The sequence below is a fragment of the Mesorhizobium carmichaelinearum genome (genome assembly GCF_900199455.1).
In the GTDB taxonomy this organism is placed as follows: Bacteria; Pseudomonadota; Alphaproteobacteria; order Rhizobiales; family Rhizobiaceae; genus Mesorhizobium; species Mesorhizobium carmichaelinearum.
Genome location: NZ_FZQR01000005.1, coordinates 267012 through 283152 on the forward strand (window position 1 = coordinate 267012; position 16141 = coordinate 283152).

Here is a 16141-nt window from a genome sequence, read left to right on the forward strand (position 1 = left end):
GCGATGCCGGCCGGATCCGTGTCACCGGGATCAGTTTATCCGCAGACGCGGACTTCCTCGACGATCCTGTGATGATGGCGCCAGTGATTGATCACTTCGATGTGGCAACGGTGGTGGTGCCGGTGGAAATAACGCGGCCTGTAGCCGTCATCGTAGGCGTCGTAGGGGCTGTAGACGTAACGGCCGCCATAGTCCCCGTAGCCATCATAATAGTCGTTGCCGTAATAGTCGTTGTAGCCGCCGCCGATGCCGATAAAGACGTGACTGCGGGCGTTGGCCGGGGCGATCATCGCCGCCGCCGAAGCAATGGCGATAACCGAGGCAAGCAGGAGCTTCTTCATGGCTACCTCCTTCTCAAGGTTGATCTAATATAACTCTCGGGACGCGGGCTCGTTCCATGGATTCGCAAGATGTGGACCGAACCTTGGTGTGGAAAGCCCTCGACAGCCCGGAAATGTGTATCGCCTACCGAGCCCAATCCACCTCGATCTCGGTTGGCTTTGGCAGCCGAAACCGGCGCAACGTTACGAGGCCCGCCGTGAAGGTTATGATGTGGATCAAGACCCCCAGGTAAGCCCAAGGTTTGGCTGCCGCCACATTTCCATCCCAGTAGTTCTTGACCAGGAACAGCATCGAATTTGTAAAGGCAACGTATAAAGCAAGCTCCAAGAGGAATATTCCGGTGAAGACGAGAAATCTTGGCAAGAATTTTGTCCTTGGTGCAATCGCGGCAATAATAATCGCGATAAATAACCCAAAGATGAGCGGTGCCGCTGGGTATTTTGCGATACGGACATGAAAAATGTAGGCGGCCTGGGAGACGGCGATTGCTCCGATAAAGGTGGCTAGCGCCAGTGCTATGACGTTGAGCGACAAGCGCTTCAGCAGATCCATTGCGGCCATCCTGGGCACGGATTTCGATCCTAGGCGTGTTGAAATTGTTCAGAATCTATTCCGCCCGGGAAGTGCTGCTCAATCAATCGCAAAACCGAAGCTGTCTCAAGGGCATCAGTTTATGCGCATGCATTTCGACGAAGCTACAACCTGTCGAACTGGCTTGAGCGCGAGAGAGATTACACTTGAGCGCTATGTGGCGGAACTGGCCGAGGCCCGATGAGCCGGGTTGGGATGGATGTTTCTGCAAAAAAGGGCTGAGCGCCGCGCTGCCCCTCATCCGCCTGCCGGCACCTTCTCCCCGTGAACGGGGAGAAGGCGGCTAAACCCTAAAACAGCGCCTTCTCAATCGGCCCTTCCAGCGTCTCGGCAAATGCCGTCGCCAGATGATGCCGGTCACGAAACGCCAGCCTGCCGCCGATGAAGACATGGCACTCGGTGGCGCCGCAGAAGCGGTCGGTGAGGTCGACGTAGAGCGTGTCGGGCACGCTTTTGACCACGGCGCGCTCTTGCTCCGCGGCGCTGTCATTGGCGGCCTCGACCCTCGGCGTGTCGCAGCGCGAGGGGGTCTCGCGCCACCATAGCGCTCGGGCCACGCAGGAATCGGCGAAACTGTCGCCGATCGGCGTGTCGCGGATGACAGCGGTCTCGACGCCGGCCTGGCTGAAGGCCTGCAATGTGGAACGCAGGCCGGCCTGCCAGCGCGCGGTCTCGGCCTTGCGGCCGGCGGCGGGCATGTCGCGCGTCAGATTGCTGATCGAGAATTCCGAGATCACCACCAGGCGCGGCTTGCGGCGGATGATGTCGGCGATTGCCTGTTCGCGCCAGGCGTCGCATTCGGTGTAGTCGCGCTTCAGCACCGCGCTGAAGGTCGGCAGCCGCGAGGCGCGGCATGAGGATTTGAGATAGGTGACCACTTTGGTGTCGTTGCGCTTGGCCGCCTCGACCAGCGGCGTCGACCAGTGGTCGGCATGCGAATCTCCGAACAGCACGATGGTGTGGGCGGCGTCCGCCGCGCCGAAGGTGCAAGGTTTGGGCTTCACCGTGTGGAAGTCGAGCAGGCAGTTTTCGTCGGTGGCGCGGGCGGTGGAAGGCTGTTCGGCCGCCTGTTCGATGCCGCGCTGGGCCGAGTCGATATTGCCTGTGGCGAGATGCGCATTGGCATAGGCCACCGCCATGCCGACGCCGGTCAGCGCCAGCGCCGGAACCAGCGCTCGAACGCCAATGGTCAGCCAGCCGCCGCGCCGCGCCGGGTTCTCGATCAGATGATAGGTGAGGAATGCCAGCGCCAGTGCCAGTGCGCCGCAGCCAAGGCGCTGCGGAATGGTGAGATCCGGCGCCAGCATGCCGGCATAGACGATAACAGGCCAGTGCCAGAGATAGAGCGAATAGGAGAGCGCCCCGATCCATTGCAGAGGCGGCAGCGAGAGTGCTGCGGCGGGCGTGAGGGCCTGCCAGCCGGTTGGGCTGGCTGTGTGCTTATCGTGTTCTTCGCCGGCGCCGCTCAGCAGCACCAGCACCGTGCCGGCGACCGGCAGCACCGCGTACCAGCCGGGGAAGGGCAGGTCCTCGCTCAAGCAGAGATAGGCCGCCGCGATCAGCGCCAGGCCGAGCCAGCCCTGCGCTGCGCGCAGCCATGCGCGGTTGCGCAACAATGTTGCCGGCGCCAGCGTCGCCAGGCCGCCGGCCGCGAACTCCCAGGCGCGCAGCGGCGAGAAGTAGAAGGCCCAGGCCGGCGAGAGGCTGGTCAGCCACAGGCAGGCGGTGAAGGAGGCGAGGCCGGCGATGCCGATCACCGCGACCGCCATCCGCCGGCCGGGATGCAGCCAGGCGGCGAACAGCATCAGCGCCGGCCAGGCGAGGTAGAACTGCTCCTCCACCGACAGCGACCAGAAGTGGATGAAGGGGTTGCTTAGGGCATCCGAAGCGAAATAGTCGAACGACCAGCGCAGCAGCCACAGATTGATGGCGTAGGCCGAGGCGAACATCGCGCCGCGCGAATAGAGCGCCTGCTCCTGCGGCGCCATGATGAAAGTGCCGGCGGCAAGCGTCGCCACGATGACGAACAGGGCCGCCGGCAAAAGCCGCCTGGCGCGCCGCGCATAGAAGCGCCAGAGGTCGAGCCGGCCGGTCTCGGTGATCTCGCGCATTAGATGCGTCGTGATCAGCCAGCCGGAGATGACGAAGAAGATGTCGACGCCGGCAAAACCGCCGGGCAGGGCGGCGAGGCCGAAATGATAGGCAACGACGCCGCCGACCGCCAGCGCGCGCAATCCCTGTATATCAGGCCGGAACGATGCCGCCACGAAAGCTCCTTCGTTGTGCCCAGCCCGCCGCGCATGTCGGCCTGGTCGGCCGATATCGCAATGCAGCAGTTCTTTCGCAGTGCAACATGGCCAGAAGAAGGAGGGAAAGAGGCAGGATGCCTCGACCCGCAACGATGGGACGGTCGCGAATGCCGGCCGGCGATCAGGAAACCTTGTTGGGCGTTTGCTTGACAAGCAAGGGCTTCCATAGCGACCTGCGCGGGCAAATCCCGGGGCATTGGGGCATTCCATGAAGAAGACTTACGAAAAGCCGGTTCTCGTGAAGCGCAAAAAGCTGTCCGCCGTCGTCGCGTTCGTTGCGTCCGCCCCGATCTGAGCGCGCAGCCGGGCATTTTCGCCGATCCGTTCGTGGTGGCAATGCGACAGGGCGGGCTTTCCGGCCGCCGTCGCCGGGCTGACAGGTCGGCCGCCCTGCAAACGGCGGCTTTATGCGCTTCCGGGCCGCGATTCTCCACGCATAGGCGGCACTGCCGCCCGTGCACCGCGCGCGGCATAGAGGCCGGCGGCGGCCACCATGACAACCAGGGCGGCAAACACCACCAGTTTCTGTGCCGTCGCGCCCTGCGGGCCGAAGGCGACGAAATACATGGTGCGGCCGGGGATGAAGGTCAAAAGCCCGGTGATGATCAGGCCGAAAATGTAGGTGCCCTGCATGATGCGGCGGTGGGCGGCAATGTCGCCGCCGCGTGCGGCGCGCACGCCGCGCCACAGCATCACCAGCACCAGAACCGATAGAAGGTGGATCGGGCTGAACGGCCCCACAGCCGGATCGTCCAGATGAACAGGCCGGAGCCGGCGACCGTCGCCATCAGCGCCACCCAGACGCGGCCAAGCGCCCGGTGCAGCCGGTCGCCCTTGGTGCGCCAGAGCTGCATGGCGCCGAGCAGCAGCGCGGCGATAGCGATCAGCGCATGGAGCTGGATGATGGGCGAAGCGTGAAACAAGGGGCTGAGCGACATCGGTGTTCTCCGCGAGAGGACGGATTATGGCCGAGAGGGCGCCGGAGCGGCAAGGGAGGGCGCAAGGAGGAATGCAGGACCGCTTGCCGCCTTGCTCGCCAGACGGCAGTCTCTGGAAGACGAGCCACCCTTGCTGATATAGAGCGCCACATGAAGGCAGAATTGAGCGCAAGACGGTTCCGGGTCGAGGTCATCGAGGAGCAGCCCCGGTCAGGTTTCGTGGGGGAAGTGACCGTCAATATCTTCGACGGCGACAGCTGGGTTGGCGCGTACAGGCGCAACTATCCGAGCTTCGGCGAAGAAACCTTCGAGCCGTTCGAGATCGACGGTGCCTGGTATGCGCTCTACTCCAGCGACTACACTGCGACGCGGGTGATGAGCCTGCCGGATTGCCGGGATCTGGGCGGCGAGGAGCCGGCGTCCGATGGCTTTTGCCCGGTCGAGCTTTATGTGCCGCGCTACAGGAAGGTGATGTACACACAACGGGCGACGGGCGAGCAGAAAGAGAAATGGGTGTTCGAAGCCCGGGCCGAAACGTACAAGCTTCAGGAAGACAATGCGTATGATTATGGCTGGTCGATCGGCCCCTGGCTGTCGCTGAGCACCGGCTTTGTCGCCGGCTGTATCTGGGGCGACGATTCGACCTGGAAGGTCCAGGTTTTCGATTTGTCGGAGGCGGCCAAAGGCAAGATCGTCCGCACGGAGCGGTTCGGTCACTTGGAGCTTGCCGAGGGCATCTCGCTTGCCGATTCCCTCGACTTCGATCGCCACATGCCACACTGGGAGTTGCGGGCGACCGTCATCCGGCGCGAGCGCCGCGATGTCGCCACCGGCAAGCTTATCGATCCCTACGACGAATAGGCTGCCGCAGCTCGGATGGCAGCGCCCGCAACCCGACGCGGATCGCGACCAGACGCTGAGCCGGCCGGACGTTGCAGTATCCTACGACTTCGACTCCCGGATTGTTCCGTGCCGGCCGCCTCAAAAAAAAGCCCCACCGGCAGGGCCGGCGGGGCATTGATTGGAGGTCTACGATCGCCTGGGAGGCGATCCCAAAAGCAACGGGAACGGCGCGCGGAAAGTTTCACGGTCGCCAGCCGTGGCCGGTGAAGTCGAAGCCGCCCCTGAACATGGTGCTGGAAGCGACCTGACATCCCGATATCCGCAACGCTCTCGCGGCGGGGGAAGGGTCGGTTCGGGCTGCCGTTAGAGCGTTTCACAGTTTCATGGAAACGGCGAACCGCTCTAACTCTTTGTTTTGACGCAATTCCCAAGGGAAAGCGCTATGCGCTTTTCCCGGGAAAACCGCTCACACTTTTCCTGGAATTGCTCTAGAATCGGCCCGCTCGCGCTTTCGCCGCGGCAGGTTTCAGTCGACCTAGCCCGCGCCAGCCGCCGTCTCGATCTCCTGGAGATAAAACACCTTGCTCGGCTGCAGATGGTCGACGCAGAGCTGTGCCAGCACCCAGTTGTCGCGCCGTTTCATGGCCTCGATCATCATTGCGTGGTGTTGCCGCGAGACGTCGAGCTTTTCCTTGTCGGCCAGCGAATTGGCCCGCACCGGCAGGCTGAGGCGCATATAATGTTCGATCGAGGAGACGAGATAGGCGTTGCCGCAGGCCGAGAACATGGTCAGGTGGAAGCGGTCATTGGCCTCGTGGATGCCCCGGAGATAGCCTGCGTCGACATGGCCGCTGTAGATGCGGTGGATCTCGGTCAATTCGGCGATCAGCTCGTCGCTGGCCGGCAGGCGGATCATCAGCGCGGCCTGGCGCTGCAGCATTTCGCGCACTTCGTAGATCTGCCGCACTTCGTCGGGTGAAAGCCGCCGCACCATGGCGCCCTTGTTGCGCTCGCGCGTGACGATGCCGAGCTTTTCCAGCTGGTAAAGCGCCTGGCGGATGGTGTGGCGCGAGACCGGGAAACGGGCAAGCAGCACGTCCTCGACCAGCCGTTCGCCCGGCGCCAGCCGGCCGAAGATGATGTCCTCCTCCAGCGCGTGAACGGTGTCGGCTTCCTTGCCGCCATAGTCGAAACTGTTGAGCATCGCGAACCCTTGCTGTCCCGGGACAGGCCGGGATGTACTGGCTCACCTTAGCCCGATTTCCCGCGCTCCGGCAACCGACGGGTGTCATCGGATAATTGATAATATGCGAGCATTATTGGCGTAAATCAGCCATCTCTGCACAAAATCGTCCAGGATTATTGACAATCTGAAAGCGACGGCTATCGTTACCTCCATCGGCGCGGCCTGGCCGCGCCGAGCGCAAGGTTCGGTCGAGGGGACGGGTTTTGGCATATCGTGGCCTCAGAAAAGGCGTGACCAGCTACGGCGACCCGGCGTTCTCGCTGTTTCTGCGCAAGGCCTTCATCAAGGCCGCCGGCTATTCCGACGACGCGCTCGACCGGCCAATCGTCGGCATTATCGACACCGCCAGCGACTACAATCCCTGCCATGGCAACGCGCCGCAGCTGATCGAGGCGGTCAAGCGCGGCGTGATGCTGTCGGGCGCCCTGCCGATGGTGTTTCCGACCATCTCCATCCACGAATCCTTCGCCCACCCGACCTCGATGGTGCTGCGCAATCTGATGGCGATGGACACCGAGGAGATGGTGCGGGCGCAGCCGATGGACGCGGTGGTGGTCGTCGGCGGCTGCGACAAGACCTTGCCGGCGCAGATCATGGGCGCCATCAGCGCCGACCTGCCGACGGTGGTGGTGCCGGTCGGGCCGATGGTGGTCGGCCACCACAAGGGCGAGACGCTCGGCGCCTGCACCGACTGCCGCCGGCTGTGGTCGAGCCGTCGCGCCGGCGAGATCGACGCCGCCGAGATCGAACTGGTCAATGGCCGGCTGGCGCCTTCGGTCGGCACCTGCATGGTGATGGGCACGGCCAGCACCATGGCCATCATCGCCGAGACCATGGGTCTCGCGATAGCCTTCGCCGCCTCCATTCCCGCACCGCTCGCCGAGCGGGTCCGTTCGGCCGAAGCCTCGGGCCGGGTCGCCGCCGCCCTTGCCGTCAGCGGCAGGCCATTCCCCAGCGAACTCGTCACACCGGCCTCGATCCGCAACGCCATGGTGGTCATGCAGGCGATCGGCGGCTCGACCAACGGCATCATCCACCTGGCCGCCATCGCCGGCCGCGCCGGCCACGCGGTCGATCTGGCCGATTTCGACCGCATCGGCCGCGAGGTCCCGGTGCTGGTCGATCTGAAACCATCGGGCGAGCACTATATGGAGCATTTCCACGAGGCCGGCGGGGTGCCGCGCCTGCTCGCCGAACTTGCCGGCTTCCTCGATCTCAGCGTTCCGGTCATCGGTGGCGGCACGCTGGCCGATCGGGTGATGCGGCGCCAGGACATGCACGAGCAGCAGGTCATCCGCCCGCTCGGCCAGCCGCTCAAGGCGCAGGGCGCCATGGCGGTGCTGTCGGGGAATCTGTGTCCGCGCGGTGCCATCATCAAGCATTCGGCGGCGACGCCGGCGCTGATGCAGCACACCGGCCGCGCTGTGGTCTTCGAGTCGGTGGCCGACCTTGCCGAACGCATCGACGATCCCGATCTCGATGTCGCGGCCGATGATGTGCTGGTGCTGCGCAATGCCGGGCCGAAGGGCGCGCCCGGCATGCCCGAAGCCGGCTATATACCGATCCCGAAAAAGCTCGCCGCCGAGGGCGTCAAGGACATGGTGCGGCTGTCGGACGCCCGCATGAGCGGCACCGCCTTCGGCACCGTCATCCTGCACGTCTCGCCGGAAGCCGCAGCCGGCGGGCCGCTTGGCCTGGTGCGCGACGGCGATAGGATCCGGCTCGATGTCGCCGGGCGGCGCATCGACCTTTTGGTCGACGACGCGGAACTCGCACGCCGCGCCGCCACCACGCGGCCAGCCGTCGAACGGCCCGAACGCGGCTACGCCCAGCTCTACCACGACCATGTGCTGCAGGCCGACCAGGGCTGCGACTTCGATTTCCTCGTCGCGCCGCCGGCGGCCGCCGCCGATATCGAGGAGGCCGCGCAATGAACGCCGCGCAGCCGCAGATGACGGCCGGACCCCGCCAATGCCTGCCGCCGCGCATGCCGGTGCGGCGCAGCACCAATCGTCTGCCGCCGGGCACCTGCGACACGCACGCCCATGTCTTCGGGCCGGTCTCGCGTTTCCCGCTCGCTGGCGGCCGCGGTTACACGCCCGCGCCGGTCACCATCGACGACTACCGGCAGGTCATGGCGGCCTATGGCATCGACCGGGCCGTGCTGGTGCATCCGAGCGTCTACGGTTTCGACAACAGCGCGCTGTTCGAGGCGCTGCAGGCGATGCCCGACAGGCTGCGCGGCGTGGCGGTGATTTCGCCGAGGGCGCCCGAGAGCCTGTTTGAAAGGGCGCACCTTCTGGGCGTGCGTGGCCTGCGCATCAATCCGCGCAATCCGGCCGGCCTGACGATGAAGGATTTTCCCGATGTCGCCGAACGCGTCCGGCAGTTCGGCTGGCACATCCAGCTGCAGATCGGCATCGAGGATTTTGCCGATCTCGGTTCGGTCGCGGCCAATGCCGGCGTGCCCATCGTCATCGACCATTTCGGTTTCCCCAACCTGGCGCTCGGGCCGGAGGGCCGCGCCTTCTCGGCGCTTGTCGAGCTTGCCGCCGCCGGCTTCTGCTTCATCAAGCTCGGCGCGCCCAACCGGGTGACGGAGAGCCTCGAGTGCTATGACGCGCTTGCGCCCTTTGTCGAGCGGCTGGTCGAGCGGGCGCCGGATGCGCTGCTGTGGGCGCTCGACTGGCCGCACACCGAGTGTTTCGAGACGGTGCCGGATGACGACCGCATCGTCGATCTCGTCCAGGACTGGCTGCCGACGGCGGAACTGCGCCGCAAGGTGCTCGTCGACAATCCTGGCCGGCTCTACTGGGCGGCCGAACCCGGCCCGGCACCACGGACACATGACGGACCAGCACCATGACCAGACTGAAGGGCGTCATCGCCGCCACGCCAACCTCGCTCAAGGCCGACCTGTCGATCGACATCGACCGGCTGCTCGGCCATTGCCGCTGGCTGCTTGGCGAGGGCGGCTGCGACGGCATCAACCTGCTCGGCACCACCGGTGAAGCGACATCGTTTTCGGTCGAACAGCGCATCGCCGCCATGCGCGCGGTGGCCGGCTCCGGCCTGCCGCTCGGGCGCATCATGGCCGGCACCGGAGCGTCGGCTCTTGGCGATGCGGTGGCGCTGACCAGGGCCGCGCGCGACCTCGGCTTTGCCGGGGCGCTGCTGTTGCCGCCCTTCTACTACAAGGGCATCGATGCCGCGAGCCTGGCCGACCATGTCGGCGCGGTGATCGCGGGAGCCGGTCCGCAGGGCCTGAAAATCTACCTCTACCATATCCCGCAGAACACCGGCGTGCCGTTCGCCGCCGACACGGTGGCGCGGCTGCGCGACCGCTTCGCCGATATCGTCGTCGGCTTGAAGGACTCCTCCGGTGACATCGCCTTTTCGCGCGACCTCGCCGCGCGCTTCCCTGGCTTCGACGTGTTTCCGAGTTCGGAAGGCAGCCTGGCCGAATGGAAGCTTTCGCGCTTTGCCGGCTGCATATCGGCCACCACCAACATCACCGGCGCGCTGTCCCGGATCGCCTGGTCGGATCCGGAGGGGGAGAAGGGCCGTCAGGCAGTGGCTTCGGCGATGGCGATCCGCGGCGTGCTCGCGGGCTTTCCGCTGATGGCGAGCGTCAAGGCAGCACTTGCCGCGATGACCGGCGATGCCGGCTGGGAGCGGCTGATGCCGCCGCTTCGCCGCCTGTCGTCGTTCGAGCGGACGGAGCTGTTTGCCCGGCTGGGCAAGACCGATTTCGCGGCATCGCCGGCCGCGGCCGGCTGAGAAACGGAGTTCAGGAAGCAGAACAGGGTCCGACAGAGGGAACTGAAAAATCAGGCGCGCCAGCCGGACCCCGGGCGTGCATCGCAGAAGAAACCAACGGAGGAGAATGACAATGAAGAGACGTACACTGATCGCATTGGCGGCGGCAGCCGTCGCAGCCGGCGCGCTGCACATCGCGCCGGCGCTGGCGCAGTCGAAGGAGATCGTCTACCTGGCGCCGGCGCTCGACGTGCCGTTCTGGCGCACCGTGTCCAAGGGCGTCGAGGCCGGCGCCAAGGCCGGCGGCTACTCCTTCCAGGCGCTGGAGGCACAGAACAACGCGCAGAAGCAGCTCACCAACGCGCAGGACGCCATCACACGGGGCGTTGCCGGCATCGTCATCTCGCCGACCGATTCCTCGACGGCGCCCAGCGTGCTGAAGCTCGCCGCGGCCGCCAAGATCCCGGTCGTCATCTGCGATATCGGCACCACCGAAGGCGACTATGTCTCCTTCATCGCCTCCGACAACACCGCCGGCGCCAAGGGTGTCGGCGAGGCGGTCGCCGCGGCCGCCAAGGCCAAGGGCATGAAGGAAACGCCCTATGGAATGATCACCATCTCGCTCGCCCGCATCAACGGCCAGAAGCGCACCGATGGCTTCCGCGGGGCGATGGAGGCCGGCGGTTATGGCAAGGAGATCGCGCTGCAGCAGATGCAGGCCTACACGGCGGACGAATCCTTCAAGTTCGCGCAGGACATGCTGACCGGCAATCCGAACCTGAAGGCGATGTTCATCGAGGCCGATTCCCCGGCACTCGGCGCGCTGCGGGCGATCAAGGCCAGCAACCGCGCCGGCGACATCATTGTCGGTGCCTTCGACGGCGTTCCCGAATTCGTCGACCTCCTGAAGAGCGGCGAACTGACGGCGGCCGGCATGCAGCAGCCCTGGCTGATGGGCCAGACGGCGGCCAATTCGCTGATCGATCATCTCGCCGGCAAGACCCCGCCGAAGGAGGTTCTGGTTCCGGTAATGATCGCCACCAGCACCAACATCGAGCAGATCCTTCCCGAAGCCAAGAAGAACGTTTTCGGCGAGGAGTGATCCGGATCGGCGGGCCGCGCCGGGCAAACTCCGGCGCGGCTTCTCTTGCGGATCGGCAGGGATGAACAGGCACATGCAGGCATCGACGACAGCCCTGTTCACGGCGAGCGGCGTGCAGAAATCGTTCGGCCGCACCCGTGCGCTCAGCAACGCCTCGATCACGCTGCGGCGCGGCGAGATCCATGCGCTTCTCGGCGCCAACGGCGCCGGCAAGTCGACGCTGTCGCGCGTCATCTGCGGCCAGATCCGGCCCGATTCCGGCGACATCGCCTTCCGCGAAAAACCCTTCGCCATCCGTGGCCCCCGCGACGCCATCGATGCCGGCATCGCGCTGGTCATGCAGGAGACCAGCCTGGCGCCGGACCTGTCGGTGGTGGAAAACATCTTCCTGCCCGAACTCGGCCGGCCCGGCCTGCCGCGGTTCGGTGCCATGCGCCGGAAAGCCGAGGTCATACTCTCCCGCCTCGGCCAGCGCGCGCAGTTGCCGCTCGATGGCGACGTGCGCGCGCTTTCGGCGGCGCAGCGGCAACTGGTCGAGATCGCCAAGGCGCTGGCGCAGGAAGCCGACCTCATCATCTTCGACGAACCGACGGCCTCGCTCAGCCCTGGCGAGGTCGAGCGGCTGTTCGACATCATGCTGCGGCTGCGCGGCGAGGGCAGGGCGCTGGCCTTCGTCTCGCACCGGCTGGAGGAGGTGTTCGCGGTCACCGACAGGGTGACGGTGCTGCGCGAAGGGCGCACCGTCGCCGCCGACCTTGCGACCGCCGCGCTCACCCAGACCGAGCTGATCCGCCATATGGTCGGCCGCGAGCTCAGCCATATCTACAGCGAGCGGGCGCCGGCCGACCATGCCGCCAAGCCGGTGGTGCTCAAGGTCGAGAGACTGAAGAGCGCGCCACTGGTGCGCGACGTCTCGTTCGAGCTGCGGCGCGGCGAGATCGTCGGCCTGGGCGGCCTGGTCGGCGCCGGCCGCTCCGAGACGCTGGAAGCGATCTTCGGCCTGCGCCAGCGCGACGGCGGCAGCGTGTGGCTCGACGGAAGGCCGTTTTCACCGCGCAAGCCGGCGCAGTCGATCCGCGCCGGCGTCGGCTTCGTGCCGGAGGACCGCCGCCGCCAGTCGATCGTGCCTGACATGAGCGTGCGCGAAAACCTTCTGCTTGCGCATCTCGGCGCGCATCGCGGCTTCGGGCTCGCCTATCGCCGGCGCGATGCGAAGGTCAAGCAGCTGCTCGCCATGCTCGGCCTGCCACCGGACCGGCTGCTCGACGCCAGCATGCTGAATTTCTCCGGCGGCATGCAGCAGAAGATCATCATCGCGCGCTGGCTGATGCTGGAGCCGCAAGTGATGCTGCTGGACGAGCCGACCAAGGGCGTCGATATCGGCACCCGCTCATCGATCTACGCCATGCTGCGCGAGATCGCCGACAGTGGCGTGGCGGTGCTGGTCGTCTCCTCGGATTTCGACGAGCTGCTCGGCATTTGCGAGCGCGTCGTGGTGATCAGCGACGGCATGTCGATCGCCGACATGCCGAGCGCGGTGCTCGACGAGGAGAAGCTGACGCTGCTGGCAGCACCACGCACGTCGATGGAACGCAATGTCCGCTTCCTGCGCGAGCTGGCTGCCGATCATGGCGGGGCCGCCTTCTGGGGGCTGATCGAGGGCGAAAGACTGTTCTGCCTGAAATCCTCGGTCGCCGACCAGAGCGCTTCGCCCGGTTTCGGCGACGGCGCGGCGGTGGGGTTTCACCAAACGCGGATCGCCGCGGCACTTGCCGCCGGCAGTGCCGATTTCGTCACCGAAGCCGATGGCGGCCTGTCGACGCTGATCGTCCATGTCGCGGGTTCGCGCGGCCATTCGATGGGCGCGGCCGGACTGGTGCTCCCGGCAGGGGCCGCGAGGGTAGCCGCGGATCGCCTCGCCGACCGCATCCGCGCCCACTATGCCGCGACGGACTAGAAGAGATGACCGACCCAACCACGACCGACGAGGAACGCCCCGCCATGGCCGCACATGAAACCATCGCCGCCGGTGAGGGCAGGCCGCTGCAGCTGGTGAGATGGCTGACCGGCCGGCTCGAGATCAGGATGCTGTCGCTTGCCGTGCTGATCGCCGTGACGCTGTCCTTGGCCTCACCCTACTTCCTGACCGCGAACAATGTCTTGAACCTGCTCGACCAGTCGGTCGTCGTCGGCATCGTCGCCATCGGCATGACCTTCGTCATCCTGACCGGCGGCATAGACCTTTCGGTGGGGGCGGTGGCGGGGCTGACCGGCATCATCTTCGGCCTGGTCGTCCAGCCGCTCGGCCTGCCCTTCGGCGCGCTGGTAGCGCTTGTTTCGGGTGCCGCGATCGGCCTCGTCTCGGGCGTGCTGATCAGCTATTTCGGCCTTGCCGCCTTCGTCGTCACGCTCGGCATGATGTCGATCGGCCGCAGCCTCTGCTACATCTTCTCCGGCGGCATCTCGATCTCGGCCATTCCCGAGACGCTGAGCGACTTCGTCTACGCCAAGGTCGCCTTTATCCCGATGAACGTCTTCGTGCTCATCGTGCTCTATCTCTTGGCCTATCTCTATCTCGGCTACACCAAGGGCGGGCGCACCATCTATGCCATCGGCTCCAATGTCGAGGCAGCGCGCACCGCCGGCCTCAACGTCGTCGGCTACGCCATCCTGCCCTATGTCGTCTCGGGCGCGCTGTCGGCGGTTTCGGCGCTGCTCTTGGCCGGCAAGATCCTCTCCGTCGATCCGCTTGCCGGCAATCTGCTGGAGCTCGACGCCATCGCCGCCGTGGTCATCGGCGGCGCCAGCCTGTTCGGCGGACGGGGCTCGATCATCGGCACGCTGATCGGCGTCTTCATCATGGTGATGATCCGCAACGGCCTCAACCTTATGGGCGTCTCGCCCTTCTGGCAGGGGTCGGCCATCGGCGCCATCATCATCGCCGCGGTGCTGGTGGAAAGGCTGGTCAGCCGGCGAGGCGCAAGGTGACCCTCCGCGTCGGACTGATCGGCGCCGGCTGGGTGACGCGCCACCATCTCGATGCCTATCGCCAGCTTGCCGGCAAGGCGGTGGTGGTCGCCATCGCCGATCCGTCCGAGGCGGCGCGCCGGTCGCGCGCCGCGGATTATGGCATTGCCACCACCTACGCCTCCGCCGCCGACATGCTGGCAGCCGAAAAACTCGACGCCGTCGACATCGCTTCGCCGCGCGAACTGCATGCCGAGCATGTCCGGCTGGCCGCCGGAGCGGGGCTTGCCATACTGTGCCAGAAGCCGCTGGCGCCGAGCTTTGCCGAGGCCGAGGCGCTGGTGCGCGAGATCGGCGAGCGCGTTCCCTTCATGGTGCATGAGAACTGGCGCTTCCGCCCGCATTACCGGCAGGTCAGGCGCTGGCTGGACGAGGGCCGCATCGGCAAGCCGGTCCAGGCGTCGATGAGCGTGCTGACCAGCGGCCTGGTTGCCGATGGCGAGGGCAGATTGCCGGCGCTGGTGCGCCAGCCGATGCTGGCCGGCCTCGAACAGATGCTGGTCAAGGAGATCCTGATCCACCATCTCGACACGCTGCGCTTCCTGCTTGGCGATCTCACCTTGCGCATGGCGGTGCTCGGCAGGCTGAGCGACGCCGTCATCGGCGAGGATCACGCTTTCCTGTCCTTGTCCTGCGCCGACGGAACCCCGGTCGTGCTGGCCGGCAATCTGCATGCCAGGGGCTATCCCGGCGAGGCCTTCGATCGGCTCGAAATCTTCGGTGGAAGGGGCCGTATCCTGCTCGATCGCGACAGGCTTCAGCTCGACGCCGAGGCGGCCGAGACCGTGCAACTCGACCTTGCCGCCAACTACGCGGCATCATATCGCGGCACGATCGAATGCTTCCTCGACGGCCTGTCGGCGGGCGGTATCCCGGAAAACCGTCCGGCCGACAATATCGAGACGCTGCGCCTTGTCGACGAAGCCTATGGCTGGGGCAGCCGGGGTTGATCGCCTGACGCAATGCCCCCGGGGGATTGCCGCGTCACACCTTCCCGGAGTTGCCTAGCCTTCGCGGAAGAGGCTGGCCACGAGCTGGTCGAGGCGCGGGTCGTCGAGGCTGACGATCCCGGACATTTGCAGTGTCTGCCTCAGGCTGATCCTGCGGACCTCCTGGCGCATGATGACCTTTACGCAGACCGGCCTCGTTCCGGTCAGGACAAAGGCGTTGCCGACCAGGACCGGCTCCGAGAACGGCGCCCACTGCACGGCAACGATGGATGGCTCGCCGGTTTGCCGGCGGTTGATGCCGGCGAAATAGATCCAGTTCAGCTGCGAGATCGCCACGCCATAGTGCCAGCCCGGCGCCCGCGCTCCGCTCCGGCGCAGGCCCTCGGCCCAGCGGGTCACGCGCCTGAAGGTCACCAGCTCGGTCTCGCGCCGCACGAAGGTGACCGACCGCATCACAAGATCGGGACGGTCGGGAACCGCAAAGTAGGTGAAATAGGTGCCGCCGGCGATGGCTGGAGCCGGGCCGCGCACCATGTTCTCGTAAAGCCTCTGGTGGATCGGCAACAGGGTCGGGTGCCCGGGCGCCGGGGCTTCTGGCGCGCGGTACAGCTCATCCTCGTCGATGCGGAAATAGGCGCAGATCTGCTTGGCGGTGGCCCGGTTGGGCACGCTCTTGCCTTGCAGATAGCGCTCGAACTGCGTGCGGTTCATGTTCAAGCCGCGGCATACGGCGGCCACCGACGCATGGCCGGAGACCAGCCGTCGCAGATTCGCGGCAAGATTCCTGCGGATTGGCACGACACCGCCCCTCGACAGCCGTCCGGACCATTATTCAGCAATTGCTTATATTGCGCCAATCTCGCACAACATCGCGCTGCCGCGAATGGGACCTTTGGCCAATAGCCTGGCCGACGCGGAGGCCTGGAAACTGTACGATTTCGTACATATCGCCTATGCAAGCCATGCGAATGGGCGTAGTTTCAGCCGAAGAGCGACCCTGGATCGGCCTCTCGACATCGAATGATGGAGAGTGC

At 65.7% G+C, this 16141-nt stretch carries 16 protein-coding genes; 9 read left to right on the forward strand and 7 right to left on the reverse strand.

Translation table 11 applies throughout. The features are described from left to right. Window positions 1-35: 35 nt before the first annotated feature. From CKW40_RS14395 to CKW40_RS45580, 5 genes are all read right to left on the reverse strand, one after another. Window positions 36-341 (reverse strand): hypothetical protein, encoded by a 306-nt coding sequence (locus CKW40_RS14395; protein WP_095200555.1) that lies wholly within the window; start codon window positions 339-341, stop codon window positions 36-38. A gap of 124 nt (window positions 342-465) precedes the next feature. Further along, window positions 466-894, reverse strand: a complete 429-nt coding sequence (locus tag CKW40_RS14400; protein WP_143748290.1) for a hypothetical protein — start codon at window positions 892-894, stop codon at window positions 466-468. Window positions 895-1223: 329 nt separating this feature from the next. Next, window positions 1224-3200: an acyltransferase family protein gene (locus CKW40_RS14405; RefSeq protein WP_095200557.1), complete on the reverse strand. Its 1977-nt coding sequence runs from the start codon at window positions 3198-3200 to the stop codon at window positions 1224-1226. 447 nt (window positions 3201-3647) lie between these two features. After that, window positions 3648-3983, reverse strand: a complete 336-nt coding sequence (locus CKW40_RS45575; RefSeq protein ID WP_342202930.1) for a DUF2306 domain-containing protein — start codon at window positions 3981-3983, stop codon at window positions 3648-3650. After that, the gene (locus CKW40_RS45580) at window positions 3935-4180 is read right to left on the reverse strand and encodes a DUF2306 domain-containing protein (protein ID WP_342202931.1); all 246 of its coding nucleotides are present in this window, start codon (window positions 4178-4180) and stop codon (window positions 3935-3937) included. Before CKW40_RS45580 ends, CKW40_RS45575 begins: the two co-directional genes overlap by 49 nt. A gap of 150 nt (window positions 4181-4330) precedes the next feature. On the opposite strand from CKW40_RS45580, the gene CKW40_RS14415 reads away from it, so the two are divergent. Beyond that, window positions 4331-5041: a hypothetical protein gene (locus tag CKW40_RS14415; RefSeq protein WP_095200558.1), complete on the forward strand. Its 711-nt coding sequence runs from the start codon at window positions 4331-4333 to the stop codon at window positions 5039-5041. A 517-nt stretch (window positions 5042-5558) separates the two neighbouring features. On the opposite strand, the gene CKW40_RS14420 is transcribed toward CKW40_RS14415, so the two are convergent. Continuing rightward, window positions 5559-6227 carry a GntR family transcriptional regulator gene (locus tag CKW40_RS14420; protein WP_095200559.1) on the reverse strand — a complete coding sequence of 223 codons (669 nt, stop codon included), beginning with the start codon at window positions 6225-6227 and terminating at the stop codon, window positions 5559-5561. 272 nt (window positions 6228-6499) lie between these two features. On the opposite strand from CKW40_RS14420, the gene CKW40_RS14425 reads away from it, so the two are divergent. From CKW40_RS14425 to CKW40_RS14455, 7 genes are all read left to right on the forward strand, one after another. After that, a complete protein-coding gene (locus CKW40_RS14425) occupies window positions 6500-8203 on the forward strand; it encodes an IlvD/Edd family dehydratase (RefSeq protein ID WP_095200560.1) in 1704 nt (567 codons plus the stop codon). Continuing rightward, a complete protein-coding gene (locus CKW40_RS14430) occupies window positions 8200-9135 on the forward strand; it encodes an amidohydrolase family protein (protein ID WP_095200561.1) in 936 nt (311 codons plus the stop codon). The genes CKW40_RS14425 and CKW40_RS14430 overlap by 4 nt, the downstream gene beginning before the upstream one ends. After that, a complete protein-coding gene (locus CKW40_RS14435) occupies window positions 9132-10049 on the forward strand; it encodes a dihydrodipicolinate synthase family protein (protein ID WP_095200562.1) in 918 nt (305 codons plus the stop codon). Before CKW40_RS14430 ends, CKW40_RS14435 begins: the two co-directional genes overlap by 4 nt. A gap of 112 nt (window positions 10050-10161) precedes the next feature. Next, on the forward strand, window positions 10162-11130 hold the full coding sequence (locus CKW40_RS14440) for a substrate-binding domain-containing protein (RefSeq protein ID WP_095200563.1): 969 nt from the start codon (window positions 10162-10164) through the stop codon (window positions 11128-11130). Window positions 11131-11191: 61 nt separating this feature from the next. Continuing rightward, a complete protein-coding gene (locus tag CKW40_RS14445; protein ID WP_244571181.1) occupies window positions 11192-13087 on the forward strand; it encodes a sugar ABC transporter ATP-binding protein in 1896 nt (631 codons plus the stop codon). Window positions 13088-13092: 5 nt separating this feature from the next. Next, window positions 13093-14118 carry an ABC transporter permease gene (locus CKW40_RS14450; protein ID WP_244571182.1) on the forward strand — a complete coding sequence of 342 codons (1026 nt, stop codon included), beginning with the start codon at window positions 13093-13095 and terminating at the stop codon, window positions 14116-14118. Then, window positions 14115-15107 carry a Gfo/Idh/MocA family protein gene (locus CKW40_RS14455; protein WP_095200564.1) on the forward strand — a complete coding sequence of 331 codons (993 nt, stop codon included), beginning with the start codon at window positions 14115-14117 and terminating at the stop codon, window positions 15105-15107. The genes CKW40_RS14450 and CKW40_RS14455 overlap by 4 nt, the downstream gene beginning before the upstream one ends. Window positions 15108-15161: 54 nt before the next feature. On the opposite strand, the gene CKW40_RS14460 is transcribed toward CKW40_RS14455, so the two are convergent. Then, window positions 15162-15905 (reverse strand): helix-turn-helix domain-containing protein, encoded by a 744-nt coding sequence (locus tag CKW40_RS14460; RefSeq protein ID WP_095200565.1) that lies wholly within the window; start codon window positions 15903-15905, stop codon window positions 15162-15164. Between CKW40_RS14460 and CKW40_RS43750 the strand changes: the two genes are divergently transcribed. After that, window positions 15817-16131: a hypothetical protein gene (locus CKW40_RS43750; protein ID WP_179297949.1), complete on the forward strand. Its 315-nt coding sequence runs from the start codon at window positions 15817-15819 to the stop codon at window positions 16129-16131. The two genes, CKW40_RS14460 and CKW40_RS43750, sit on opposite strands and share 89 nt — an antisense overlap. The last annotated feature ends 10 nt before the right edge of the window (window positions 16132-16141 follow it).